This window comes from Sphingobacterium tabacisoli, from assembly GCF_017908035.1.
In the GTDB taxonomy this organism is placed as follows: Bacteria; Bacteroidota; Bacteroidia; order Sphingobacteriales; family Sphingobacteriaceae; genus Sphingobacterium; species Sphingobacterium tabacisoli.
The window spans coordinates 1,090,871-1,117,238 of record NZ_JAEQMU010000001.1 but is presented as its reverse complement, the minus strand read 5'-3'; the positions used below and the strand labels follow the sequence as shown (position 1 = coordinate 1,117,238).

Here is a 26,368-nt window from a genome sequence, read left to right as displayed (position 1 = left end):
TCGACACCATACGTAGCGCCTATCTCGCCCAAAAACAAAGAATTGACTAATCTATTTAAGTCTTCGATATACGGAGAAAATACTTTATCGGTATATCTGGAGATAAACGCTGACGTACAAACATAAGCATATTTTGGCTATTGTCTGTCGTCTTGATTTACCAAATATTATGAAACATTTCTATGGGTATTGTACTCATGAATATGGCCTGCTTCGTAAACCCTCAGTAGTTAGAAAAAGGCTTATTATGCGATTAAGTTTTACCGCAATTTTACTCTGTACGGCGTTGAGTTTGGGGCTGGCATCAGAAGGAAGTGCACAGACCGTTTCTATAAACAGGGTTAATGCGCCGTTAAAAAAAGTTTTAGCCGATCTGCGCGGACAGACGGATTATGGGATTATTGTAAAGCCCGAGGTGAATACATCCCGTATCATCTCTATCCAAAGGACGGGAGTGGATGTACGACAGCTCCTGTCGGAGTTGGAGAGGCTGACCGGGTTCACCTATTCCCTTAATGATAAGGATAGATTTATTGTCATAGATCGCCAAAACATCAAAAAAGACGCACCTGAAAACAAGGAATTCAACGCTGGCGCGTTAGATGCAATAGAGGTGACGGGCCGTATAGTCAACCCAAAAGCAGAACCGTTGTCAGGCGCTGCCATCCGCGTTACTACGGCGACAGGCAAGCATACGCAGCTGCACACCATCAGTGATCAAAATGGCTACTTCACGCTAAAAAACGTGTCAATGGGATACAAACTGGAGGTAAGCTATGTCGGATACGTAACGCGTCAGATAGATGCTCGTGCCGATCTTGGAAATATCATGCTACAGGTGGCTTCTTCCGAAGTTGAAGAAGTATTGGTAAACACGGGGTACTATGCCGTGCGGGACCGAGAGCGGACCGGAAGTATCGCTCGCGTAACAGCCAAAGACATCGAAGGGCAACCTATAAATAATGTATTCTCCGCTGTACAGGGAAGGGTGGCAGGCGTGAATATCGCTCAAAACAATGGAGTGCCCGGCAGTGGCTATCGTATCGAGATCCGCGGTCGCAATAGTCTGCGTACCATTGGAAATAGTGGGGTGGATGGCAATCAGCCCCTATACGTTGTGGACGGTGTACCGATCGGTAATCAGGTAGGCACTAACAATATAGGCGTCATCCTCAATGGCGGGATCAACCCATTGAACGCGTTTAATCCCGGAGATATAGAAAGCGTGGAGATATTAAAGGACGCCGATGCCACTTCCATCTATGGATCACGAGGAGCCAATGGTGTAGTACTGATCACGACAAAGAAAGGAAGATCTGGTCATTTGGGACTGACTTTTAGAAGCTCTTATGGCATGAGCCGGGTCAAGTCCAATTTAAAGCTACTCAATACAGACCAGTATCTTGATATGCGTAGACAGGCCTATGCCAATAGCGGCATCACCACATATCCGGCAGCGGCATATGATATTAACGGCACATGGGACCAAAATAGATCTACAGACTGGGTAGACAAGCTGATCGGCAATACGGCCGGGTTCTTTCAGAACCAGCTCAGTCTGCAAGGAGGGTCTGAGTTGACTACATTCTTGTTAAGCGCCAGTCATGACCAACAGACTACCGTGTATGGACATGGATATAAATACAAGACAACTAATGTAAGTAACGCAATCAATCATAGGTCCAAAGATGGGCGGCTATTGGTCAGTGCCTCCAATCGATTTTCAATGCAAAGTAATAATATGATGCGTTCAGACGTGACCCGTCAAGCACATCTCTTGGCACCAAACTCTCCCGAACTCTATAAAGAAGACGGCAGTCTGAACTGGGAAAACAATACGTTTTCAAATCCACTGGGTCCCTATCAGTCTACCTACAATAATGACAATAAACAGACCTTGAACAGCCTGAATGCCCAGTACGAGTTATTGCCGGGTTTGCAGCTGAAGTTGAATACAGGACTGAATTATTTCGCTTTCGAAGATTGGGCGTTGGAGCCCAATACCATGTACAATCCGGCTTTTGTGACAGGGCAGTCCAGCGCATACTCGCGTGCTTCGCGTTACACGGAGAGCCGCTTTTCGGTTATTGCTGAGCCCCAGATCGATTATGTGTTGAAAAAAGGACCACATGAGCTTACCGTTTTAGTCGGCGGTACCTATCAGCAGGAAACCAATAAAACGGCTTCGACAACCGGGACAGGCTTTGAAAGCAACGCGTTTATCAGGAACCTTGCAGCAGCAAAGACAAAGACTATAGGCGACCAGATCACTACAGATTACCGTTATGTAGCAGCCTTTGGTAGGGTAAACTACCAATTGTCCGACCGTTATATCCTGAATATCACCGGACGGCGGGATGGTAGTAGCCGCTTTGGCCCGAATAACAAGTTTGCAAATTTTGCAGCTGTTGGTGGAGCCTGGCTATTCTCTGAAGAAAAAATGCTTGCCGGGCTTTCTTGGCTCAACTTGGGAAAGCTACGGGCTAGCTTCGGTACTACGGGTAGTGATGCCCTTGGCGACTATCAGTATCTCGATACGTACAATATATCGTCAGATCTCGTGTACGATGGCGTCACCGGGATCAAACCAGTCCGTCTTTACAATCCCGATTTTAGCTGGGAAAAGACCGTAAAGCTAGAGACGGCCTTAGAACTGACCATGTTTGAAAATAGGCTCAACCTGACTGCCGCTTGGTACCGCAACCGCTCTTCGTGCCAGCTTGTCGGCTATCAGCTTCCTGCGATAACAGGATTCGGTTCTGTGCAGGCCAATCTCGATGCCACAGTACAGAATAAAGGAATAGAACTGGAAGCTAGTTTTAAGATCTTGGATAGCAAGGATTTTCAGTGGCAGTCGGGTATCAACGTCAGTGCACCGCGTAACAAGCTGGTTTCCTTTCCGGGCTTGGCCGGCTCTACCTATGGTAATAGCTACATCATCGGATATCCGACCAGTATATCGAAATTGTATAAATTGGAAGGAGTAGACCCCGCCACACGCGCTTACAAGTTTAACGACTATAATGGCGATGGTCTGATCTCTTCTCCACACGACAATCAGGTAATAGCCGATTTGACTACCCAATATCACGGTGGCTGGCACAATAGCCTGACCTATGGTAACTGGGATTTATCATTTCTCCTACAGTTTGTAAAACAGGATAGTCGAAATTATAACTATATCCTGCCCAATCCGGGTAATGCCATTGTCAATGTACCTGTAGAAGTGTTGGATGTATGGTCAGAAAGCAATCCTAATGGCCTATATATGCCTTATAGGGTGGGTGCTAATGCTGCTTTCCAGTTATTTCAATATAGCGATATCACGGTCTCCGACGGTTCATACATCCGTTTGAGAAATGTAGCATTGAACTATAAGGTACCGCTGAAAAAAACGGCAATAAAACATTTGAATGTATTCTTTCAGGGACAGAATCTGTGGGCTTGGACCAATTTTTTCGGTATGGATCCCGAAACTACACTGAGCTGGATGCCACCCTTGCGTACTTTATCTTTTGGGACACAGATTAATTTTTAAAAAATGAAACTCATGCAAATCAAAAATATAGCAGCACTACTGTGTATGGGTACTTTTACCCTATTGAGCCTGCTGTCATGTGAAGGGCTGATCGAAGTAGAAAAACCCGTTAATCAGATTTACAAAAAGGAGGTTTTTGAAAATACCAAAACAGCAACAGCGGCGTTAGCAGGTCTGTATGCGAGCCTTTTTGAATCGTCTCCATTAGCTGGGGATCAGACCGGAAGCCTTATGGGGGTGTATACAGATGATATGACGTTTAATGTATCGGTCAGTAATTCGGGGCTCCCCGAAATCTATGGCAATCAGCAGATAGCTGCCAATCCAAAGGTACTTTCCTATTGGACGAGTGCTTATCAGCTTGTATATACGGCCAATGCGATAATAGAAGGGACAGAGGCTTCGACTACATTGGCCGATAAGGACAAAAACTGGATCAAAGGAGAGGCACTATTGCTCAGGTCTATTTTGTATTTCTATCTGCAGCAGGTCTATGGCGACATTCCTTTCGTAACCCAGACCGATTACACCATCAATAGGCAAATGGCAAAGACAAGCTCCGATCAACTTTTGGACAAGCTGGCTGCTGATTTGGAAACCGCCGGCGCATTATTAAGCGACGACTATAGAAGTGCAGAAAGAATATTTCCAAACCGCAAAGTTGCAGAGATCATGCTGGCCAAAGTACTTGCACTACAGCATAAATATGCCGAGGCTGAGGTATTGTTCCAAGACATTATAAAGTCGCCACTATACCAGCTTGAAAAGGACCTATCCAAAACATTCCTAAAAGATGGAAAGCACATCCTTTGGCAGCTCAAACCCAAACTACCGGGCAACATCACCAAAGAAGCACTACAATACATTTTTTCTAATGCTTTATCGGCCAATTATACCGTGTCACCAGATCTGATCAGTGTGTTTTCGACCAACGATAAGCGTCGCAAAAACTGGATCGTGGAGGTGCCGATCAATTCAGAAGCCTGGTATGGTGTATACAAGTATAAAAACCGCGTGGACAATAATACCGAGTACTCCATTGTTTTTAGACTGGACGAGGTGTACCTGCTTCTGGCCGAGGTACTGGCTCAGCAAGGGAAGATCGGCGAGGCCCTGCCTTACATCAATGCGATCCGACAGAAGGCAGCTATTTCATTACTGGAAGAACCTATAGACCAAAATAGTCTTCTGGAAGAGATTCTTTTAGAAAATAGACGCGAGTTTTTCGCGGAGATGGGACTTCGCTTTTTAACATTGAAGCGTTTCAACCGACTGGATGATCTGAAAGGCGTTAAACCCAATTGGAAAAGCTACCATGCAAATTGGCCCTTGCCCGAAAAGGAGCTCTTATTAAATCCAAAACTTAACCCGCAGAGTACGGGGTATTAAATCAATCAATAAAAAGAACAGAATAGTTATGCAAATATATTTTAAAAGAAGTGCCCTAAAGGGTGCTATAGCTTTGCTATTGCCTTTGGTTTGGCAAGTTACATATGCGCAAGACGCCACCGTCTTTCCGGAGTTGGTATTTATGGATATTGCGGGCGCACCACGATTGACTGCCCCGCAATTGATCATGGGAGTAGATAAACCTGTCATGGGCGAAGGAAATGGATGGGCATCGCCCGCATTTTACGATGTCGACAAGGACGGGCGCAAAGATCTGCTAATTGGAGAGTTTAATAGTATGGGCGAAAAGGAAATCCCTGTGGCAGTAGGAAGCTACCTGCGGGTCTATAAAAATATAGGGACCGCCGAGCGCCCCGCCTTCTCGGATACGTATACCTATTTAATGCCGGGCAGGGCCTATCAGAATGGTACGCCACTATCTATTTTTACCTGGTGCTGTATGGGATTTACGCCAAGAATAATCGATCTGGATAATGATGGTTATGATGACATCCTGACGGGGCAATATGATCCCGGCCTTATCAATTGGTTTAGAGGCAGCGAAGAGGGCTTTATGCATGGGCAGCATGTACCACAATTTGGTGATAATATGCTGGGTAGACGGCCCTCTAGCCACAAGGTATCTTGGGATGATCCCGAGAATTGGTTTTACTGGCAGTATTCATCTGCTGCATTTGGCGATTTAGATGGTGACGGATTGGCCGATATGGTTACCGGGGGCAGTACCCTGAGGATCAGTAAAAACATAGGCAAGAAGCATGTTCCCGAGTTTGGCCGTCGGCAGCTGCTGTTAGATACCTCGGGCAGGCCGCTCACGGTTTCTAATGGTACGGGCAAGGTTAAAGATAATCAGGCAGGAAGACCCTATGGCGGCGATGCGATGATCCCCTGTATTGTAGACTGGGACAATGACGGGCAGTTGGACCTGCTGGTCAGCGACATGCATCTGGAAGGAGGAAGTGTAGCAGTCACCTTCTTTAAGGGCATAAAGACCAAAGAAGGTATCCGTTTCGAGCCGGGAGTACCTTTGTTTAAAGCCAAGAATGGCGAAAAGTCATTCCCCGGGTCTTGGATGCATGTCAATGTAGCCGACTGGAACAATGACGGCATAAATGATCTGATTATAGGGACTAGCGTAGCGACTCGGGCCGGCATCTTTGACCATGATCTTTCGTGGACCTGGGAGTGGGATACGCAGATCTATAAATCAAACCCGGGGCTTATGTCCAAGCGTGTCAAAGAAAACAGAGCGCGCGATTATGCCTCGGCAGCTCAGCAGCTAGACGCGATTGCCGCGACCAAAAAGATCAACAGCGAGGATCTGCAGACGATCTACGACCTCAGATCGTTACTGGGACATACAAAAGATACAAATGAGCGCCAAAAAGCCGAACGCGAGCTGCATCTTTTTCAGACCAAATACAAACTCACGGACGATGATATCGCACAGATAAATAAGCATCATATCAACAAAGCCAATAATAAGAAGCCAAAATATGAGGATTTGGTCCATCAAGGGTATATCTATGTACTATTGGGAAAGGAGAAGGGCAATGGCTAAGTGGTTTAACGCATGGTGTTCCTTGAGCCTTATTTTGACGATGACGACCATTTCAGCGCAAGAATATGCACCTTTAAAAATAAGTATACAACAACCCAAACAAGTCACTGTGGGCGATACGGTAGAGCTCTTGATCCGAGTCGATGTAGACGAAGGATGGTATGTCTATGCTGCAGATGCGGACAACGAAGTAAAAGGGATGACGGCATTCCACATTGGCTTTTTATTGCCTAAAGGGATGAAGTTGATCGGAAATGTGCGATTACCCGACCCTATATATCATGAAGAATACACTGTCTATAAGGGTTTAGGTAATGTTTTTAAGCAGCGGGTTCTAGTGGAAAAGGTAGCGGGTGTTACCAAGCCGATCATCCGCGGGACAGTGCAATACCAAGCTTGTGATGCGCAGTCTTGTCTTCCTCCGACAACAGAGCGGTTTGAAGTATTGTTAGAGAAGTAACTTTCTAAACTGATAAAACAAAAAAATCCCTGGAGCGAGGAGCTTCAGGGATTTTAACCAACCAATTATTTACCTATGAATACCGATATAGTAACAATTCCCATGCCGATAGTATATCCGAAAGTCATAAACAACCTAAAGGTTACATTCACATATTCTTTTGCTCTACTTTTTTGAAATCTTCTTTATCGAGAAGTAAGCATAAGCCCCTAATAAAAGAAGGATAATAAGGGTTATTATTGTTCTTACTACCACCGCTGGGATTATCAACGTATTCCATGCCGGTATTACCAGATCTTGAAATGGAATAACATAGCCCACTATTAGTAGCAGAAAAATCAAGACCAAGAAGATTAAAATCCTACGTCTATCCATATTCTTTTTATCCTTATTCTTCCTAAGATACTAAAAAATCATGCACAAACATATTAGCTGGGTTCATATAGATTTCTATACGCTTTTACAATATAGACTATTATTGTACAGATGACCTGTAGTATATATGTTCAAAGATAAAGGAGGAGCTGTCACCTACTTACATCCACAGCCAGATCCAGATCACGTAGGTATACTTCACCCATATAACTATCCCATTCTGGTTCATCCCGCATGATAACTCCGTATACACACATTCTAGCTTCTTGTTCTGTAAGTGGGGGATAGCCTTCGGCGATAGCGTCTTCATCCAAGAATAAGCCGTTGCGGTCATTCCATGCCAGCCATTCGATTAGTTCCGGTCGGGACATGCTGTTGACTTGTTCTAGTAACTTTTCGTCAATCAGCTCTGATAACTGATACCGCCAATCCGAGTCCCGTTGTATCAAAGATTCGTTCATAACTTTAAGATTTATAAAACGAATATACTAAAAATATTAGTTTTATAAAAATCTTACGGATACAACTTTCTCGTTTCCAAGAACAATTCGATCTGGTTCAGCACCATCGGGAGCTTCTTCAGTACATCCTGTGACCAGAATCGGAATACCGTATAGTCCATATCCCGTAGGGCACGGTTTACCCGTTCATCCTTCTGCATATTGCGTTCGATCTTAGGTATCCAGAATAGACGGTTGGATTTGATGCGCTCGCGGTTGGTCTTCCAGTCGAAGCCATGCCAGAACTCCCCATCCACGAATATTGCCAGTTTATACTTTTTGATTACGATATCAGGTCGGCCGGGCAGAGACTTGTCGTGCAGGCGGAACCGGATATTTTTAGACCATAGCGCCTTGCGTAGGATCATCTCAGGCTTGGAGTTCTTACCTTTGATACGAGACATATTATAGCTGCGCTGCTTGGAGGTATAGAAGCCCGCGGATTCCTCAAATCTAGGAACTGCTATTCTGTCAACATCATCATCGTACCTGCTCATTATCCAAAGTTATTGCTTTTTTAATTTTTTATAGACAAAATAGGTTTCGTTGATTCCATTATTACAACGGCATTTTATAATTACGAAATTATAAAAAAAGAAATATAAAATGCTGTGGTTATTAAAGAGAATAAACTTTCAATTTCTTCCTTAGACAGCAATTTCGCCAATATCTAGTTATATACTAGATCGACTGGTTTTAATTGTTGACTATTGTCCGTTGTTTGATTGTCTACATTTTCTGAATTTGCATTATGGATATAAAGGAAAAATTTGGATTAAGAGTAAAAGAGATAAGACAGCAAAAAGGAATATCACAAGAGGGACTTGCACTAATAGCGGAAGTTGATAGAACTTATATTCAGAGCATAGAGGGGGGCAAAAGAAATGTTTCATTAGTTATAATTGAAAAGTTAGCTAAAGCATTTGATTTGTCAATCGAAAGTCTATTAAAAAATTTATAATAATGAGTGCTAGAAAAGATTTATATCATTATATAAGTAATAATGGACTTAGAATTTATTCTACCGAAGAACTGCGTGCCGTTGGTAAGATTAGCGAATGGGCTAGGGTTCTTAGACAATTAAAACAAGATGCTATAATAGATTATGAAAATGATGTAAATGGATATAATATCATTTTGATTAATGAGTTGATAAGTAAATCTGTAAGAGATGGACTTTCTTCTAAAGATAAATATAGAATAAGACATAGAGATGGACATCGATGTCAATCCTGTGGTAAAGGGGTGTCAGATAATGTAAAATTACATGTTGATCATAAAATCCCGCTTGATTGGGGGGGAGGTAATGATGACTCAAATTTATGGACGTTATGTAATGAATGCAATTTAGCAAAAAGAAACTTTTTTAAGGATGACTTTGATCCAGAAGTAATGAGACTTGTATATAATCAAATTAATGGATATAATAGATTGAAAGTGCTTTTTGAAAATTCACCGAATAAAAAGTTTCCTCCAAGTATTTTACAAGGCATAGCAGGTATACGTGATTGGACAAGAACCATTAGAGCTATTAAAAACAAACTTAAATTAAACATTGTTTGGATTCGCAAAGAGGACAATTACCCAGACGGGTATTATGTCTATATTGCAAATTAGAAAGCTTAATTGTTCATCTAGGCATCCCCAGAGTCTTGCCCGGTGACACGGTGTTATTTTACAGATATCTTCAGGGGTTAGCTCCTCTGTTCGTGTGTTAAAAGCTACATCACAGAGAACAGCCCGGCCACATGCCAAGTCAGCAGAAAACTAGTCTGTTTTGTGTTATTGCATCAATATTTGCGGTTAGCGCTGTTACTGAGGGGGACATAGGACTATGAACTCTTCTACAAGAATCTAATCTGTAGATTTAAATCTATATATAACTGGTTGTTTTCTACATAAATGTACCCGAAATCATGTTTCGAAGCACTTGGAGTTTCGAATTTTGTATTCTTAAACAGGTAATCTTCAAATTCATTCCTATTATAGATATGATAACATATAACTTCTCCATCTTCTCTTACAATTAAATAGCCTCCTGTTGCATCAAATTCTCCTGTCCAAATTTTACTAGGCAACATCCCTAATGCAACGTCATTTAGAAATCGTTTGTATTTATATGAGTAAAAGGGGTGACTTAGAGAAAGATCGAAATTTAAAGGATTATCCTGTTCTAAGAAGTGTATAAGCTCAGTCGATTTCGAGAGATTTGAAGTGAAATATTTGTAAATTGAAGATGCTAATATGTTTGGCAGGTTACTGTCAATCATCATTAGATTATTTTTAAACTTATTTTTTTTTACATCTGAAAAAGATATAATAGCACCCTTATTTATCAGGCTTTGTAAGCGGCCTCGTACATTTTGTATAGTTTTACTTCCTCGCTGGAGTACCATGGAGTTTATAGCGTCTATTTCAGAGGGACTAAGGGTAATGTTGTTTATAGAATATGAAAAATTAGTTGATTTGTTACTGTTAAACAAAGTCGGAGCTTCTCCTAGATCTGACTTAATACTGAAACCCAAAATGGGAGTTAAACCAGTTCTGAAATCATGAATTTTAATTGTTATATCTGACTTGACTGTCGATTTAGCTTTTAATGACCTACAATGAATTTTATCTAAGAATGATTGAACGCTCGGAACACTGAAGGTCTTTGGTTGCTTTTTGATTTCAAGTAAAAGCTCATTTGATTTATTAAGGAAATCTGATGCTAAGACCGAAGTTACTTTTGAATTGAGAATTACATCTATCTTTTTGTCTACGATGTTATATGTGATATCCTTACCATTCTCGTTTCGCAATATCGATAAAATAGGGTAAACGATTTCAGTGATCTTCTTTAAATTACTATCACCAGCATAAACCTTATTATCACCTAATAACTTCAATAACGTATATACCTCACTCCATTCCCCTTTATTCCCCGTCAATTTCTTCTCTTCCGCCATAACTTAGATCAGATTAAGTGTTTTCAATATCTGTTTTGCTGTAGCCTGTATAGCAGGTACAGCAACCGAGTTTCCAAACTGTTTATAAGCCGAAGCGTCAGCTACCGGGATGATAAATTCATCCGGGAATCCTTGAAGTCTTGCCCATTCACGCGGTGTCATCTTACGGATCCCTTCACGGTTTACCTCACCTTTAATTTTTGTAGTAGGAGTGAAGTCCGTGATCCTATCATCATACACCAGGTTACGCTCGCGTCCCATACCGCCACATACCACAGCATTTGCGATTGCATCATCCGGGATTACCTCATAACCAAAACCATTACCTTTCCCTGCATGGCGGGCTTTATGTTCTTCAAGCGTCTTTAAGTATTGAGTCGACAGATAATATCGAGTAGGTACCACATCACGCTCCTTTACATCAGCAAAAGAGATCTTTCTGTCTAAAGGCTTAGGGTATTGGAAAGATTCAATTCCCGTTTCTTTGTGAAAGCCCACAATAAAAATGCGTTCTCTGTTCTGTGGTACTCCAAAATCTCTTGCATTCAAGATCTGTGGATCTGGTACATAGTAGCCCAAGTCATTACGTAGTACATTGAGTATCGTTTCCAGCGTCTTTCCTTTATCGTGACTGCGCAGTCCCTTTACATTTTCAAGAAAAAATGCTTTCGGTTGTTTCCTGCGGATGATCTCCGCAACGTCAAAAAACAGTGTACCTCTCGTATCTTCAAATCCACCCCGTTTACCTGCAATAGAGAATGCCTGACACGGAAAGCCTGCACATAGCACATCAAATCCGTTCGGGATGAAAGATTTGGTTTTCTCCTTAGTGATATCACCAAAAGGCAGTTCGCCAAAGTTTGTGAGATAAGTCCGCTTTGCTTCCTTGTCCCATTCGCTGGTGAAGACACATTTGCCCCCTAGGTTCTGAAATGCCAGACGGAAACCACCTATGCCCGCAAAAAGATCGATAAACTGAAATTTTGGATTCTTGATCGGAACAAACGGTGTATCAATGCTTTCAAATAGATTCGTCTGCAACGCCTTTTGCGCCAGTTCCACGCTAATCTCCATCGGCTGATAGCGGTTCTGCAGTACAGCTTGTGTATACGCTACAGCATCATCTTTAAAATAAGCAGACACGCCATTTTTATTGTTATGCAAATAGTGTGTCAATGCAGATTCTCTATAATCTTCAGGGTCAGCAGGGTTTACTTTGCTGCGTCTTTCTGTCAAATAAGCCAGTGATATATTCTCCTTAAATTCCATTTTTTCGCTACTTCCTTCTTCTTCGTTCGGGTCGTTGCAAGATAGGTATTTTTGAGAAGACACTAAAGCGTTCGTGCTATTCTGTTGGTGCGAATCTTGAAAATCCATAATGATATCTGGCTATTTATTTGGTTAAGTCCTGATGGACAAATGCTGTTAATATTTTATCTTCTTTAGCTTGTAATACTGTCGGTACTATAACCGCAGTAGGGATTGATACCGCTATTAATAAGGTTAGATATGCATTCACATCTAGAAGCATCCCTAAATAAAAAATAAATGGCGCTATTACAATCGAAGCGATTAAGGCAATTAACGTCAAACACCATGAAATCATTTTAAGAGTTTTATTCAATTTTGGATTAAAATTTCCTCTGGGAAGTATTTTGGTAGCCTTCTTTAATACACTTCCAATAGTAAGCAGACCACTTACTAGAGACACCAAATCAACAATAGTTGATTTAAGAGCAGTTCTTGTATTGTTCATATATTTAGTTTTTTTTGAAATTAAAAACTAAATATATTAGTAATTTTCGGTATAAAAAAATAGTTTTGAGTTTAATTTGATGAAGGGTGTTTGGACCGTGCGTACAAAAGCCCTTGAAAAGTTTTATCAGCTATTCTGTTTAGAAGAGAATAGCTGAAATATTTTGGTTGAGTAATTCCATGCCATCCCTTTTCCCACTGTGCACCTTTAGTTTAATAACACCACCGGGAGTTTGAGCATCACCTACAAAGGCTCTACTGTACATTCCGCTCAGCGATTTATTTTCATTTCCGGGGTAAACCAAATAGGAGGGAACATTGTTGTGATACCTACTATAAGCGTATAACTGTCTCAGGTCATCATCGGATGGGTTTGCATCACCAATGTTCTTCCACTTAGTATCCAATACAGCGACAGCTTCATTATTTTTCCGAATCACGATATCCGGTCGTATCTTTTTCGTATACCCCGTTTCTGGAGTCCAGAAATCTTTTGAAACTTGGCCAGATACCTCCAGTCCATCCGGAGCATTTCGCTGTAGACTTCTTAACACAAATTTCTCCCATAGCGCATTCATGTCAAACATGAGTGCCAAAACATGGGAGCTACCTTGGCTTAGATCAGGGTGAAAATTTAACAGAATTATTTTAGCGATATCCACAGCAGTTTGATAAGACTGCGATTTTCGGTCATACTTTATTTTATCAAATAGCGATTCATTTACCTTGATATCTCTTTGCTCTGGAAAGTCCAATAATACCCTTTTATATCGCGATATTAAGTGTGAGGCAGTCCCTATTTTTACGACAGTTGTCAAAGCCTTAGATAGGATCTGGTGCAGCAGGTGTTCCTTGTCATATACAGTGTGCTCTATATAAAAGTGTTCCTGGTGGACAGCATTCAGTGTAACCTGTTTGCCTATTAGCAGTTTGCCTTTCAGTGCAGTACTATTTGATTGTGTTTTTCTATATTTTTTTATCAGACCTTGGTGCATCAATCTTTCCACCTCGGTGGCAAATAATTCTAGGTACATATCCAATATCGTTGAATTCTTTACTTTCAAACTGGAATAACTTGGTGAATCCGGATGGAATAGGCCCGTCGATCGCATCATATCGATAAGTATGCTACGCCAGTGTTCCTCACCGTTACTTTTATCCGCTTTAGGTAATACCTCTATCGTTAGGTTGCCGACTTTAATAACCCCTACATACTCACAAAATCGGATACCATTGTGCACCAGAGAGTAGTAAGGGAAGTCCCGTTCCTTATAAAAAAGTTGGAAAGCCTTTAGTTGTGCATCCGAGAGCTTTTGTTCTCCGCGATGCACATACAAAGCCTCATGCTCAAAGACAGTATACCTATTCTTATCCTTCTTCATTAGAAACGCTGATTTCTTTGCCGAGTAAAAGGCCTGTTGCAAGTTCAAACGAGAGATCTTGAGATTTGCCCTTTACTTGAAAGCTTTGCCTATTGTTACTTCTGTAATCCACTATCTCATAAAGTTTTCTTTCATTAAACATATCTAAGTTTTCATGGTCGAAAGCAGCAAATGTTACATCTTTATCTTCTCGTAATTTAACGAAGCCCGATCCCAAAACAAGACCTATCTTTGCGTAATCTCCGTAAAAATATTCTTGTAGCAATGGAATGATGTTCTTGTAAAATGTGTTCTTTAGATCTTCTATGTCTACGCAGTTCAAGAAATAGCTATGTCCTATAGCATGATCTTTGTCCAGTAGTTTTTCAATACGACTATTAATAGTTGCCAAAAGTATACCCAGATCAATACCACCAATTTGTGCCTCAAGTCCCTTTTTACTTCTTATTTCTGCTATTCTATCCGGTTTGGGAGTCATTTCCTCAAAGACGAAGCGTCTCCGTAAAGCAGAATCTAAAGCTTCTACACTACGATCAGCCGTATTCATTGTGCCGATTATGTAAAGATTATTCGGTACACCAAAAGAATCTTTACTATATGGTAATGTAACAGTCAGCTCTTCCGAACCGCCTAATCTCTTGTCTTGTTCAATCAAAGTTATCAGCTCACCAAATATTTGAGATACGTTTCCTCGATTTATTTCGTCGATGATAAGCACTTTCGGTATGTCGGTTTCCTTCACAATTGAAAGTGCTTCTAGTGCGAAGGGGATTATGGTTTTGTAACCATTAATCAGAAAAGGTTCAAGTTCTGGATACATAACTTTCTCTTCATCTGTAAGATTCACAGATGAAGTATAAGGCTGGTGTTTATCGTCAAAGTACTTTTTGAGCGCATATAGTAATCTTAAGGATACAGGCAGCAAGTAACCACTTTTCTTTTTGATAAATGTTACGTTCTCTTTTGAAATTGATTCTACAATGTAACCATTGATGTCGTCTCCAATACTAAAAGGTAAAGTGTTCACACACATCTGCTTGAATGTCCCGTCTACTACCTTATAGCTTATTGGATAACCTTCTTTTTTTGGTGCAATTGGTTTCAATCCTTCAATAAAATCTTCATAGCTTAAGCTTTGATGGAACGTTGTAAATACAATCTGCCCGCGCTTTACTCTCTTTTCAAATTCTTCTTTGATTTCCTTTCTGCTCTTTCCGTTAAAATCATACTCCAAAATTTCTAATGCTTTGTTGATGGTGTGGTATGTTTTACCTGTTCCTGGAGGGCCAAAGAGTATTTGGTTTAGAGGAGCAGATCTTTCGTTTTCGTCTTTCATGTCATCTGTTTTGTGAGAGGAAGGGTTGACTAAAATAGAGATGTTTTCAGGTTCACTTTTAAGAGGGCTTATGTTGTCTTGCCTTGGGGGAGATGCCTTGAAAAACTCAAATTCCGAAACAGGAATGGGTGATACCCGCTCGATACTTTCCGCTAAAAAAAGAATTTTGGCAGACTTATTATTATCTTTATATCTATCAAATTTTTGCTGGTAGGCATAGATAGTTTTCTTGTTAAGATTACCCCACTTTTTCAGAGTATTTTGGTCGACTGCGAAATCTTTTATTATAGCCTTAAAAACAACACTTCCTTTAGAAGAATAATACAGTGGAAAGCTCCCATTGTCGAGGATTAAATCCCGCAAGGCTTTTAGTGTGCTGTCTCTGCCAGTAGGTTTTTTACTATTCCATACTACCAAACCCTGATATGACTCAGAATCATTAACGAAATCTTCTTGCCATCCAGTACTATCTGCTGCCATTAACCCAACAATTTCATCCAGCCAGTCAGATTGGAAAGTATATAATATTCGTACTATGAGATGAGTCTTATTGAGTTCATTTTTGAGTTTAAAATCGTATTCATCAAAGAAATGAATGATTTGTTTTACAAAAGTTTCTTTGTTATACTCTTTTTGGAGTACGTTCTTAGATATCTGATTTCGATGGTTTTCACTTAATATATTTATCTCATTTAGTGGATCAAGCAAATACATACAAGCATTGAAAACAGAATCTGATGCAGTGCCGTTACTTTTATAGCTTATCAAGTATAGAACCCAGGCATTCATACGGACATTTGCTCTAGCTATTACTCGTTTATCCGGATATTCGTTTAGTAGGTCTTTATCTAACGCTTTTGAGTCACAATATGCTATTATTGAATACAACAATTGTGCTATTGGTTTGAGATCTGCTCTTTCTTCACACACTACTTTAAAATTCTTGTAATCTTTTGCCAACAAAGAAAGTTCATTTAGTATTGTTGGACTTAGGTCAAGATTGAGCCATTCTTTCAGCTTATCCTGTCCTTTTTGGAAGTAGAACTCCTCGGAGTCACGAATTGATTTAAACTCGTCGTTTTGTAACAGTGTGTTTATTTTATCTGAATTGGTAACGTGCATGCTAATTATTGATTTAAAATCTTTTTGAAAAAATGTTACTTGACTTTTAGTTTCTCAGAGCTTTAGATATTCGATAGTATCTTTTATTCAGCGCATCTCTGCCTCCTTCCATTACTTCACAAACAGCATTTCTTATATCTTTATCTTGTAATGCATCATTACCAGCCGTTACGACCTGTCCATTAACAAAGTCCATATGAATAACGTTGTCAGAATTTGCGTTGACAGCGATATTTGGATTGTGGGTAACAATCACTAATTGTCTTTTTTTCTTTAGTTTTTTGAACCCCTCAACAACAAAATTTGAAATTAGTTTGGTGTCTAAATCATCTTCAGGTTGATCAACAATTAGAGGGATGTCATTTAATGCCAAAAGTAAACCCAACATCCCCGCAGTTCTCTCACCTGCTGAACCTGATTGAATATCCTCTTCTTTTCCTTGCTTCTTGAATTTTAAAATGAGTTTATCTTCGGGAACCCAAAGAAGAATGCGGTCAATGTCCTCTGGTGTATTCTGTTTCAAAGCATCCAGGTGTTTTGCTAGGCGCATATCCAGATTTTTCTTGTCAGCTTCTGTCGAAGAAATAAACTCTTCAATTTCAGTTTTTCTTGTTTGCCATCTTGTTGCTTCATCAGCATTTATAATTCTTGCAATCATACCTGAGGTTTGCCCATTTTCCTCATTAATAGTATAAATATCATTTGAAAATTCACCTCCCGATTTCCTAAGTAATTCTCTAAATGTTGAATTTGCATTTTCAACATTCGCCATTGGTTGTAGCTCTATTATCAGAAATGGATTATTCACATCTTCAAATGCTTTCCACCGTGAAATGATTTCATTTCGTTTTACTCTTAATTCCTTTTCATGGTTAATAATGGATCTGTAAAGTTCGCCAAGTGTTGAATTAAGAACAGTAAGTTCTGCTTTTTGGGATTCTATTGAACTAAGTTTTTCAGTTAGTGTCGTTCTACGTTGAATTAATGTTTCGTAATTTTCAGTTCCTAACTCTTGAATACTGAAAGCAATATCCGCATAAGTTTGTTTTGCAGCTTCAAATAGTTGAAACCAAGAGAGAGCATTTAAATGTTCTTGAAGATTTTCATTGTAGGGTTCCATTATAGAAATAGCCTCTATAAGTTTTGCTTTTGCTCCCTCAAGTGCAGAATTAAGTTCTTCTATGAAATTCGATGAATCATTTGTAACAGTATCAGAGATATTTTCAGGAATTTCAATTCTCGGAACAGTCTGTAGCAATTGCTGAAGTTGCGTCTCAAATCCTGAAACAGTTAAGTTAATATTCGTGAAAAATTTATTTGTCGCGGTAAGTTTATTGAAGTTGTTTAATGTTTCTTTATATTTTGAACTTTCAAACAACATGATTTTACTATTTACTGCATTTAGTTGAGCTCTGATATTTGTTTCCTCTGAAATTGCATTTTTTAGTTGTCTTCTTTGAGCACGATTAGAAAGCCATTTATTTACTAGTAGTTCTTTTGCTTCGTCCCAAGCAGGTTTGTCAAATTGAGAATCAATTAATTCAATAAGTTTTGATGGGTTTCCTGTTAAAGCATATAGTTCTTTTTGATTAAAAACTTGAATAGGAAAGAGCTCTTTGATATTTGAAACTGTTATTGGTGCATTCCAACTTTTCGTTGAACTGTCAAATTCTTGTAGCGTATGTGTAAAACAATTCCATTTGATCAAATATAATTGACCGTCTTTAAAAATTTCAACTTCAATGATTGTGTCGTTACGCAGCATTCCTGTGCCATTCTTTTTACCAACTTGATTAAACTTGTTAAATTCGGATTGAACTTCGTGTGGCATTTCGTCTATTCGTGCGAAAGCAATTCTTAGATAATTGATGATGGTTGATTTCCCTGAACCTCTACCACCAATTACAGAATTAAGCCAAGGACTAAAATCTGTTTTTAGTGGCGCTCCATTTCCCGCTTTAAATCCTCCCTTCACTGTAAGTGATTTTATAAAATATCTATTGGAAATTGAGTTTGGGTCAATCGTAATTTCATCCATTCTAATGATTCCGTCATCTCTGTCATGTAACGCAAGCTTTAGCGCGTCTAAAGACGGCTCACCCATTTTAATCCAGGTGTAATTAGTCCCAACATGTTCCGAAGTATGACTATCTGTTCCAACTACTTCTGCTAATTGAAGTTTTGATTGTGAGTAAACATCTGGCTTTGCGAAAGTCTTGTCTATTAACTCAATTGCTAGTAGTCCTTCAACCGCCAAAGTTTGTTTTAAAGTATAGCCTGATTGATTTACAAACAAGCCACATACTTTGTCTATATGGGCAGGAATTGCAATTCCACCTGCTTTGTGAATTTCATTTATTACTACCTCAACAGATTTTTCTGTAACTGCATCAGAAGTTCCAAATTGATCAGAAGGGAAACCAACGGAACCTAGAAGAGCTTGTATTTTTTTTGTCTCAGCTGAAATATCAAATAAGGCAAGTATATGAGTGTTGCCAGAGGCCGTAATTTCAACTCCAGGAAATAAATATAATTTTCTGTAACCTGTTGGTTTTGTTTCAGCAGCTTCCATAGCATCTAATGCTGTTTTCAATTTGTCAATCCACTCACCTGAATTGTGGTCAGTAATTGCAACGCAGTCTATTTCTGCCCTCATATACATAAGTAACCAGTTTTCGGGAGTGATTGCCTTATGAGCAGCGTCACCTTTTCCAAAGTCGTTTGAGGCTGGTGTGTGGTTATGAAAATCAAATTTCCACCATTTTGCACCGTGTATTAAATTTTGCATTTATTTTCTTTTTTTTCCTTCCTATCATCTTTCAGGAAAGTTATTCTCAAGAAAGAATGTTTGATAGTTTAATTATTAGTAATAGCTTTCGTCTTTAAAAATATAAGTTTAGGATTTGCGTTCTTTAGTATTTGTTTATTAACCCTATTATTCTAATTTCTTAGTCTTATTCCTGAAAAAAATATTCCAACTAAATCATCCCGGGCTCCATTCTTTTTTCACGATCTATATTCATACAGAAATATTGCAATAAACCCTCTTCAAATGATATACATCATTAATAATCCAATTGACCACATTTTTTAATAACTAGTTTGAGCTCAAACATATTCAATTGGTGTAATATTTATTTACGGATTACCGTATTTCAGGTTTTATTATTCCACCGCGTAATTTTCATCTGAAACTAATCCTTTTAGAAAATTCTCAAAGCTATCTGCGACATGTATTCGTCATAATAAATAATAGGCTAATTAAATATTACCCAATGTTTTTATCTGTTATTTTTCCGACTATTCTCTATTGCATAAATATTATTATACGATTGAGATAATTCTCTTTTAAGGTCATTGAACTCGGTAGATAAGTGAATGTTTTCTTGTTGAACGGCATTATGTCTATTTTCCATTTCTAATTCCCGTATGCGTTGTTTTTGTTTTAAGTCGCTTAAATACTTGTCTTTTTCTACAATGTTTTCCTTCAGAATACGGTTTTCCTCTACATAAGAATTAATTTGTTGGGTTGTAGAGTTTGATAATTCTTCTATTTGTTTATTGGTCCTTTGAACTTGCTTACGCGCATCAGCTAATAAATTTTCACTCTTTTCTATCTCTTCTATAATTTGATTATCTTTTTCTATTATTTGCTTTTGCAAACTTTCAACTAGCGCATTGTGATTTTTTCTTTCTCTAAATTCGATCTTAGCTTCTTCAAGTTTAATTTCCTCAATAGCTAACTGCTTTTCGTTATTGATTAATTGTTTTTGTTTAGAAATTGAAATCATGTTTCTCTTGACTCTAGGAAACTCTAGGAGGTATTCAAATAGTAAGTTTATATACGGTATAATTAACAGATATATCACTACGGTAATTAAAGGGAAAATCAAGAGATTACCTATGTTGGCAAAATTTGAATCGATGTAAACTATTTTGTCCTCAATTTTTTTATTAGAAAAAAGAATAAAAGCTATTGGTTTCCAGTTGAATGCTGTCCAAGAAATGATGAAAGTCCCAATTATTGGATTTGCAATCCTTTCTTTGGAGGTTGTAAAAATTGTGCTAAGTAATTCCTTCATTATGTTACTTTCTCAACTTGTATGCATGAAAATTATTAATTCTACGATAAGGATAAAACATTCCCTTAAGAGGAGGTTATGGTTTGTCTTTAGATAATCTCCGAAGGTGTCCCGTTCCTGTCATTCGATTCTCTGATTGCAGAGGCTATTTCTTTCAGAGCTTCGCTCTGTTGGATTAGTGCCGCTGTGTGTTCGCGTTTGGCGATTAGATATTTTTCTAATAGAGCGGACAGGACTCTGTATAGTCCGTAAAGAACAATCGCTATAAATCCTCCCCAGACGACGTACATAAATAATATTCCGATCGAAAACATGATTTAATTGGATTTTAGTTATATAATTGGTGTTTATTTTTCCTTTGACTTCTCTTCGAATTCATCAAGCCAAGCCGTGCCTATAGTCGCGGTTGCTTTGGCTACCATATCTTTTGGTATTGTCTTTATTAACTTATAAACTTTTTCTTCCTTGGTTTTGGCTTTCCTGGTTTCTCCAGTATCTTCAATAAAAGGGGAGAGGACGCTTTTGCTCCATTCGATAGATTTACCTTTAAATACAGTTTTCAGCTCGTTATTCAAGTAGCCTTTGATGATGGAGTTCGTGAAGTCTTTTCCTACTTTGACGTGCTTGTTTAAGATTAGGATGCTGTATTGAATTATATCTCTTTTTTCCTGTGTTCTCGTTGTCTTACCTTTCCGTTCTTTTGCGATTATTTGAATATAATCGGGTAGATCGTTAAATGAGGGTGACCTCATCTTGGGGTTGAAAACCTTTGATGGATTAGGGAAATACAGTTTACTGACAGCAATCAATTCCTTTGTGTCAAGAATGGCTTTTCCGTCTATTACCTCTTCATACTTCCCATCTTTTAAGTTTGCGAATTTATCTATTTCACTATACTCTAAACCGTTACCTATCCGTAGTTTCTCTAGGTTAGAAAGCACAATTTTATAATAATCCATAATTAAAATCGAGTTTATTTTTTGAATTCGATTATATATTTATTACCTTTGATATAAGTTAAAGCGACAAATAGGGGGAGAGCAAAACTCTCTACCTTAACGATGTCTCTCGTATGAGAAAACCGGCAAAATTTGACCAACGAGAAGACTGCGAGTTCGCCATTATCTATTGGATTATTTCTATCTTTGCAGATAAGTTATAGCCAATAGGGCGGGCTTCGTGCAGTTTTTTGGAGGTCAACGCAGAAAAATCTCGTGAAGATTATACTGCAAGGGTTCCTTTGCCGGTTTCCCTCAACCATTAAGCTGAGAAGTTCGTCCTATTGGTTTTTATACCAATTCGAATTCATTCATGCTTTGTCGAGTTTCATCGTTTTATAAACTTTTTTAAATTATGATGAAACGATTAAAAACCACCAAAAAGAACCACCAAGACACGATCCAGGATCGTTGTCCTCGGTTTTCCCATTTACTATTTCAAAAAATTATTATCGCTCCGCCTGAATAGAACAAGGTAGCAAAGGATACAGAAAAGGGTGGAAGTTTACAATGTAAACTTTTAAGCATTGTCCTTCATAGCACGCTCGTACAATCCAGATTATTGGATACGCAAGGCGTGGTTTAATAACATACAAAACGGACGTAGGTTATTATTGGATAATACGATTCTCTTTTCTGATACCGGCCTACTATTCAATATAAATATTGTACAGCAGACTGCTATCTAACTTTTTTCAAACACATTAAAGATAGGAATAACTTTCAGTTGGTGCAAATTTCTTTGTAATATATATTGTTTTTTACAATATATATAGGTCGGTACTTGTATTTTTCTTTCTGCATGCCACATCGCTAGCGCACAATAACCAATTATATTCACAATCGGTGGCATTCAAGATTTTTTTGTGAATCAATAATTATTGATGGTCATTGGAAGGCCATGGATAGTTGTTTAATAGACCGAAAAATGAAACATTTTTTTAGGGGTGGGAGAGGTATGACTTTCTCGCTCAAGCCGCGAGGGGCTCAAACTTTCTTTCTTGATAAAGAAAGTATGCAAAGAAATCAAGGCGTTGAATGCTCGCCTAAATTTGGATTGAGAGTCCTAAAATCAAAAAACTCTCCCGATAGACCGGGATCAAACAGTTTTGATTTTTTTACGTCCTCTCAGTCCCAATTCTTAACGGCTACACATCCAAAGGCCGTATTAGCCAAAGGATTTAAGCTTACGGCTTTATTAATAATTTTCTGTGTGTTGTTTAGTGGCCTTTTGGTTCTTCCTGCCTTCGGGCAGGAGGCCAAAGGCTTAAATAATGCCATACCCGTCAGAGTGGGTGATAAGGTTCCGCCAGAATTCTGGACAAAGGAACATATAGTTTATAAGAATGGCGACACTATAAGAATGACGCTCGAACATCTTCGTGGCAAACCATTCATTCTTGATTTCTGGGCGACATGGTGTGGTACCTGTATCCAAAGATTTAAGTACAATGACAGCTATCAAAAAGAACTTAATAGTGAGATTCAGTTTATTTTGGTCGATAGCGATCTGAAAAATGACAATCTGGAGCGGATTAGTAAGGTGCTTTCGGATACCAGTCACTTTGGCGGAGACCACGGTCAGTCCATTGTCTTTGATGCCTATTTAAAACAGCTTTTTCCTCATCAGGCTATCCCTCATTACATATGGATAGATCATACCGGTCGGGTTAGAGCCATTAGTACTTTTGATTTTGTAACGCGAGATCAGCTCAGCATATTGGTTGATCGTAGTAAAGGAATTTGGAAGTAGAGGATGGAAAGATTAATTACAATAGTATTGTTGTTATGTCTATCCACGATGGCTACAGCACAAATGAAATTGTCGGGTATGGTTAAGGACAAAATGGGGAGGGGTGTCGATCACGCAACCGTGAATGTACTTGATAATAGTACAAAGACTGATTCTTTAGGTCGCTTTGAAATAGTTGTAACAGGTTCTTCGGGGTATGTTAGCGTCCATAAAATGGGATACGAGGATTTAAAGATGACTTATAATAGTTCAGACCTTTCTAAAGGGATGCACCTACAGATGACTAGTAGTCTTTTGGAGATTGAGGAGGTGCAGATTAATAATGGTTATCAATCTATCAATAAAGAGCGCTCCGCAGGTTCGTTTTCGGTTATTTCCCGAGAGCAATTGGACGCTCGCCCATCAATTAATCTGCTGGATCGTCTAGATGCTGTAGCTCCGGGATTACAGTTTGATAACCGTACGGGCGGCGCCAAGATCAATATCCGAGGTATTAATACCTTAACAGAAGGACTAATGGGACCATTGATTGTTGTTGATAATTTTCCGTTCGCGGGTTCGATGTCGGATATTAACCCAGAAGATGTGGAGTCGGTTACGCTTTTGAAAGATGCTACAGCAGCTTCGATATGGGGCTCGAGAGCGGGGAATGGGGTTATAGTCGTAACCACGAAAAAAGCAGCGGCTTTAGCCGGGAAAGCAAAGATTTCAGCCACGAGCAATTTTAGGGTGAAGGATAAACTGAATTTCTTTTATGAACCGACTATATCACCTCAGGATTTTATCGGAGTCGAAAAGATGCTTTACGAAAAAGGGTTTTATGATGATGTAATTAAAGATTTAGGTAATAGACGTACCATATTATCACCTGTAGTCGATTTACTTGTCCAGCATTCAAAATCATTAATTACACAAGAAGAGTTGGATAGCGCTTTAAGCGACTTAGGGAAAAACGATTACAGAGATGACGTTCGGGACTATTTTTACAGAAAGGCACAGGATCAGCAATACCATGTGCGGATGGAGAGCCCAGGGGTAAAGCGTAGCCACAGTACAGGGATAGGTTTCGACCATTCCAAGGCTCCGGTTATTACCAATAGTTCAAGTAGGATTTCGCTGTTGCACAACAGTACATTCCGGCCTTTAAATAATTTTAGTATAGGGGTAGATATTGGCTACACCTATGCCAATGCCAATACCGGTGGAAGTACTACACTTCAGAATGTATATCCTTATACGGATCTGGTTAAAGATGGGGTGGTTCAAGCAGTGCCTTATCGTTACAATCCTGCCTTTCTGGATACAGTAGGAAACGGTCAGTTTTTAGATTGGAAGTATAGACCCTATGATGAGCTGCGGGCCACCAAGAATAAATCCAGTAGAAATCAATTGAATAGTACCGTAAGGTTACGTTACGAACCATTGCTAGGATTGTCTACGCAGTTGGTTTACCGATTTGATAATACAGACGGGATTCTGCAAAATATGCGTACCCAAGAGAGTTATATGGTACGGGATTTAATAAACAGTTTTACACAGGTGGATAAAAATGGAAAACTTACGTACCCCGTACCGTTAGGAGCTATTTTAGATCGGAGTTATACGGATGTATGGGCGCATAATTTGAGGGGACAGTTAAATTTTGATCGAAGCTATGGTTCTCATGGTATTTCCACCTTGTTAGGTGCAGAGCTAAGCCATCGGTCTAATTTTTCAAACGCTTATCGCTTGTATGGCTATAACCAAGATCTCTTGTTGAGTACACAGGTGGATTACCTTAAACCGTACCCATTATCTGGGAACTTAGGTGGGCAAGCCTATATACCGGACTATTTAGGTGATGAAGGCGGTGTGACGCGCTTTGTGTCCTTGTTTTTCAATGGATCTTATCATTATAAGCATAAGTATATACTGAATGCCTCTATGCGACGAGATGGTTCGAATCTATTTGGAGTAAAGACCAATGCAAGATGGAAGCCGCTATGGTCAACAGGAATAGCTTGGGTATTATCCAAAGAATCATTTTTAATACATAGCTCGTGGATAGATAATTTAAAACTTCGCTATACACTCGGTCATAGTGGCAATGCGGGAAGTGGAAATATCGCTGACCCTATTATGCAGTATTTAGGTAATGCCATGTATACCAATTATCCATATGCCATGGTAACACAGCCTGCCAATCCAAATTTAAGATGGGAGGATGTACAGATGATGAATTACGGCTTGGATTTTGGCTTCTGGAAAAGTCGCCTCTCCGGATCTATAGAATGGTATAATAAAATTTCTACCGACTTGATCTCTGACGAACGGATAGACCCTACTTCCGGATTTTCAACGGTAAGCCGTAATATAGGTGAAGTCAAAGGTAGAGGACTGGATATGGAGCTGAATACACGGTTCAGAGTTGGGAACGTAAACGTCCAGTCTGGCTTTGGTTATTCCTATGCAACGAATAAAGTCACGAAGTATGATGGTGTAGTCCATGACGCCAGTTGGTACACGACCAATAAAGGGACTAATTTTGACCCTATAGTCGGGAAACCACTTTATCCAATGTTCTCTTATGCTTTTGAGGGGCTCGATGGGGCTAATGGTGATCCAATTGGTTTGTTGAATAAGCAACAATCAAAAGATTATAAGTCCATTTTGAAGGATTCCATCGGGAATATAAATTTTCATGGATCTGGATTGCCCACTTCGTATGGTTTTTTCAGAAGTACGCTTAACTGGAAAAACTGGTCCTTGTATTTTTCTATTTCCTACAAAATGGGGTATTATTACCAGGCTTCTTCTATCGCCTACAATTCATTGTATTATGGTCGTTCTGGTCACTCTGATTATTATGACCGTTGGCAAAAGCCAGGTGATGAACAACGGACATCGGTTCCATCGCTCCAATACCCAGCTTCATCAGAAAGAGACCAGTTTTATTTGTACTCCGATGCAAATACCAGAAAAGGGGATTTGATCCGTATACAGGATCTGCGCCTATCCTATAACTGGAAAAATATTTCGCTCAGTACCTCTGTAAATAATTTGGGCTTACTTTGGACAGCGAATAAGGAGGGACGAGATTCAGACTATTTAGGTATGCCACCTCAAAGAGTTTATAATCTAGGTTTAAAAATTAACTTCAATTAGC

Annotated in this window: 20 protein-coding genes; 9 read left to right on the top strand and 11 right to left on the bottom strand. The window is 39.3% G+C overall.

What is annotated here, in order from left to right:
- The first annotated feature begins 247 nt into the window (after positions 1-247).
- The 4 genes from JKG64_RS04645 to JKG64_RS04630 are packed head-to-tail and all read left to right on the top strand — an operon-like array spanning position 248 to position 6,969.
- Positions 248-3,538: a SusC/RagA family TonB-linked outer membrane protein gene (locus JKG64_RS04645; RefSeq protein WP_210353164.1), complete on the top strand. Its 3,291-nt coding sequence runs from the start codon at positions 248-250 to the stop codon at positions 3,536-3,538.
- 12 nt (positions 3,539-3,550) lie between these two features.
- Positions 3,551-4,927: a RagB/SusD family nutrient uptake outer membrane protein gene (locus JKG64_RS04640; RefSeq protein WP_210353163.1), complete on the top strand. Its 1,377-nt coding sequence runs from the start codon at positions 3,551-3,553 to the stop codon at positions 4,925-4,927.
- 28 nt (positions 4,928-4,955) lie between these two features.
- Positions 4,956-6,509 carry an FG-GAP repeat domain-containing protein gene (locus JKG64_RS04635; RefSeq protein WP_210353162.1) on the top strand — a complete coding sequence of 518 codons (1,554 nt, stop codon included), beginning with the start codon at positions 4,956-4,958 and terminating at the stop codon, positions 6,507-6,509.
- Positions 6,502-6,969 (top strand): protein-disulfide reductase DsbD domain-containing protein, encoded by a 468-nt coding sequence (locus JKG64_RS04630; RefSeq protein WP_210353161.1) that lies wholly within the window; start codon positions 6,502-6,504, stop codon positions 6,967-6,969. Before JKG64_RS04635 ends, JKG64_RS04630 begins: the two co-directional genes overlap by 8 nt.
- A 527-nt stretch (positions 6,970-7,496) precedes the next feature.
- Here JKG64_RS04630 and JKG64_RS04625 read toward each other — a convergent pair.
- Entirely contained in the window at positions 7,497-7,805 is a 309-nt protein-coding gene (locus JKG64_RS04625; protein WP_210353160.1) for a hypothetical protein, read from the bottom strand.
- Positions 7,806-7,858: 53 nt separating this feature from the next.
- Positions 7,859-8,341: a very short patch repair endonuclease gene (locus tag JKG64_RS04620; RefSeq protein WP_210353159.1), complete on the bottom strand. Its 483-nt coding sequence runs from the start codon at positions 8,339-8,341 to the stop codon at positions 7,859-7,861.
- Between the two features lie 254 nt (positions 8,342-8,595).
- Between JKG64_RS04620 and JKG64_RS04615 the strand changes: the two genes are divergently transcribed.
- Positions 8,596-8,805 carry a helix-turn-helix domain-containing protein gene (locus JKG64_RS04615; protein WP_210353158.1) on the top strand — a complete coding sequence of 70 codons (210 nt, stop codon included), beginning with the start codon at positions 8,596-8,598 and terminating at the stop codon, positions 8,803-8,805.
- A gap of 2 nt (positions 8,806-8,807) precedes the next feature.
- Positions 8,808-9,461 carry an HNH endonuclease gene (locus JKG64_RS04610; RefSeq protein ID WP_210353157.1) on the top strand — a complete coding sequence of 218 codons (654 nt, stop codon included), beginning with the start codon at positions 8,808-8,810 and terminating at the stop codon, positions 9,459-9,461.
- A gap of 227 nt (positions 9,462-9,688) precedes the next feature.
- Here the strand turns inward: JKG64_RS04610 and JKG64_RS04605 are convergent, their stop codons facing one another.
- From JKG64_RS04605 to JKG64_RS04565, 9 genes are all read right to left on the bottom strand, one after another.
- Complete coding sequence (locus JKG64_RS04605; protein WP_210353156.1) at positions 9,689-10,795, bottom strand: HpaII family restriction endonuclease; 1,107 nt, start codon at positions 10,793-10,795, stop codon at positions 9,689-9,691.
- A 3-nt stretch (positions 10,796-10,798) separates the two neighbouring features.
- Positions 10,799-12,172 (bottom strand): DNA cytosine methyltransferase, encoded by a 1,374-nt coding sequence (locus tag JKG64_RS04600; protein ID WP_246512476.1) that lies wholly within the window; start codon positions 12,170-12,172, stop codon positions 10,799-10,801.
- 16 nt (positions 12,173-12,188) lie between these two features.
- Positions 12,189-12,551, bottom strand: a complete 363-nt coding sequence (locus tag JKG64_RS04595; protein ID WP_210353155.1) for a hypothetical protein — start codon at positions 12,549-12,551, stop codon at positions 12,189-12,191.
- Positions 12,552-12,690: 139 nt separating this feature from the next.
- A complete protein-coding gene (locus tag JKG64_RS04590) occupies positions 12,691-13,932 on the bottom strand; it encodes an McrC family protein (protein WP_210353154.1) in 1,242 nt (413 codons plus the stop codon).
- A complete protein-coding gene (locus JKG64_RS04585) occupies positions 13,919-16,390 on the bottom strand; it encodes an McrB family protein (protein ID WP_210353153.1) in 2,472 nt (823 codons plus the stop codon). The genes JKG64_RS04590 and JKG64_RS04585 overlap by 14 nt, the downstream gene beginning before the upstream one ends.
- 46 nt (positions 16,391-16,436) lie before the next feature.
- Positions 16,437-19,178 carry a TrlF family AAA-like ATPase gene (locus JKG64_RS04580; protein ID WP_210353152.1) on the bottom strand — a complete coding sequence of 914 codons (2,742 nt, stop codon included), beginning with the start codon at positions 19,176-19,178 and terminating at the stop codon, positions 16,437-16,439.
- A gap of 493 nt (positions 19,179-19,671) precedes the next feature.
- The gene (locus JKG64_RS04575) at positions 19,672-20,472 is read right to left on the bottom strand and encodes a hypothetical protein (RefSeq protein ID WP_210353151.1); all 801 of its coding nucleotides are present in this window, start codon (positions 20,470-20,472) and stop codon (positions 19,672-19,674) included.
- An 89-nt stretch (positions 20,473-20,561) separates the two neighbouring features.
- Positions 20,562-20,786: a hypothetical protein gene (locus JKG64_RS04570; protein WP_210353150.1), complete on the bottom strand. Its 225-nt coding sequence runs from the start codon at positions 20,784-20,786 to the stop codon at positions 20,562-20,564.
- A 33-nt stretch (positions 20,787-20,819) separates the two neighbouring features.
- On the bottom strand, positions 20,820-21,431 hold the full coding sequence (locus JKG64_RS04565; RefSeq protein WP_210353149.1) for a hypothetical protein: 612 nt from the start codon (positions 21,429-21,431) through the stop codon (positions 20,820-20,822).
- A 566-nt stretch (positions 21,432-21,997) separates the two neighbouring features.
- Here JKG64_RS04565 and JKG64_RS04560 point away from each other — a divergent pair.
- The 3 genes from JKG64_RS04560 to JKG64_RS04550 all read left to right on the top strand — a co-directional run bounded on the left by JKG64_RS04560 (position 21,998) and on the right by JKG64_RS04550 (position 26,367).
- Positions 21,998-22,159: a hypothetical protein gene (locus tag JKG64_RS04560; RefSeq protein ID WP_210353148.1), complete on the top strand. Its 162-nt coding sequence runs from the start codon at positions 21,998-22,000 to the stop codon at positions 22,157-22,159.
- 239 nt (positions 22,160-22,398) lie between these two features.
- The gene (locus JKG64_RS04555) at positions 22,399-23,223 is read left to right on the top strand and encodes a TlpA family protein disulfide reductase (protein WP_210353147.1); all 825 of its coding nucleotides are present in this window, start codon (positions 22,399-22,401) and stop codon (positions 23,221-23,223) included.
- A gap of 3 nt (positions 23,224-23,226) precedes the next feature.
- Entirely contained in the window at positions 23,227-26,367 is a 3,141-nt protein-coding gene (locus tag JKG64_RS04550) for a SusC/RagA family TonB-linked outer membrane protein (RefSeq protein ID WP_210353146.1), read from the top strand.
- Position 26,368 lies beyond the last annotated feature (1 nt).

Bases quoted from the DNA above. Each gene is read 5' to 3' on its own strand.
- JKG64_RS04625 (WP_210353160.1), bottom strand. From the start codon at position 7,805: ATGAACGAATCTTTGATACAACGGGACTCGGATTGGCGGTATCAGTTA.
- JKG64_RS04565 (WP_210353149.1), bottom strand. From the start codon at position 21,431: ATGGATTATTATAAAATTGTGCTTTCTAACCTAGAGAAACTACGGATA.
- JKG64_RS04575 (WP_210353151.1), bottom strand. From the start codon at position 20,472: ATGAAGGAATTACTTAGCACAATTTTTACAACCTCCAAAGAAAGGATT.
- JKG64_RS04585 (WP_210353153.1), bottom strand. From the start codon at position 16,390: ATGCACGTTACCAATTCAGATAAAATAAACACACTGTTACAAAACGAC.
- JKG64_RS04630 (WP_210353161.1), top strand. From the start codon at position 6,502: ATGGCTAAGTGGTTTAACGCATGGTGTTCCTTGAGCCTTATTTTGACG.
- JKG64_RS04610 (WP_210353157.1), top strand. From the start codon at position 8,808: ATGAGTGCTAGAAAAGATTTATATCATTATATAAGTAATAATGGACTT.
- JKG64_RS04640 (WP_210353163.1), top strand. From the start codon at position 3,551: ATGCAAATCAAAAATATAGCAGCACTACTGTGTATGGGTACTTTTACC.
- JKG64_RS04550 (WP_210353146.1), top strand. From the start codon at position 23,227: ATGGAAAGATTAATTACAATAGTATTGTTGTTATGTCTATCCACGATG.
- JKG64_RS04605 (WP_210353156.1), bottom strand. From the start codon at position 10,795: ATGGCGGAAGAGAAGAAATTGACGGGGAATAAAGGGGAATGGAGTGAG.
- JKG64_RS04570 (WP_210353150.1), bottom strand. From the start codon at position 20,786: ATGTTTTCGATCGGAATATTATTTATGTACGTCGTCTGGGGAGGATTT.
- JKG64_RS04555 (WP_210353147.1), top strand. From the start codon at position 22,399: ATGAAACATTTTTTTAGGGGTGGGAGAGGTATGACTTTCTCGCTCAAG.
- JKG64_RS04580 (WP_210353152.1), bottom strand. From the start codon at position 19,178: ATGCAAAATTTAATACACGGTGCAAAATGGTGGAAATTTGATTTTCAT.
- JKG64_RS04595 (WP_210353155.1), bottom strand. From the start codon at position 12,551: ATGAACAATACAAGAACTGCTCTTAAATCAACTATTGTTGATTTGGTG.
- JKG64_RS04620 (WP_210353159.1), bottom strand. From the start codon at position 8,341: ATGAGCAGGTACGATGATGATGTTGACAGAATAGCAGTTCCTAGATTT.
- JKG64_RS04590 (WP_210353154.1), bottom strand. From the start codon at position 13,932: ATGAAGAAGGATAAGAATAGGTATACTGTCTTTGAGCATGAGGCTTTG.
- JKG64_RS04600 (WP_246512476.1), bottom strand. From the start codon at position 12,172: ATGGATTTTCAAGATTCGCACCAACAGAATAGCACGAACGCTTTAGTG.
- JKG64_RS04615 (WP_210353158.1), top strand. From the start codon at position 8,596: ATGGATATAAAGGAAAAATTTGGATTAAGAGTAAAAGAGATAAGACAG.
- JKG64_RS04645 (WP_210353164.1), top strand. From the start codon at position 248: ATGCGATTAAGTTTTACCGCAATTTTACTCTGTACGGCGTTGAGTTTG.
- JKG64_RS04635 (WP_210353162.1), top strand. From the start codon at position 4,956: ATGCAAATATATTTTAAAAGAAGTGCCCTAAAGGGTGCTATAGCTTTG.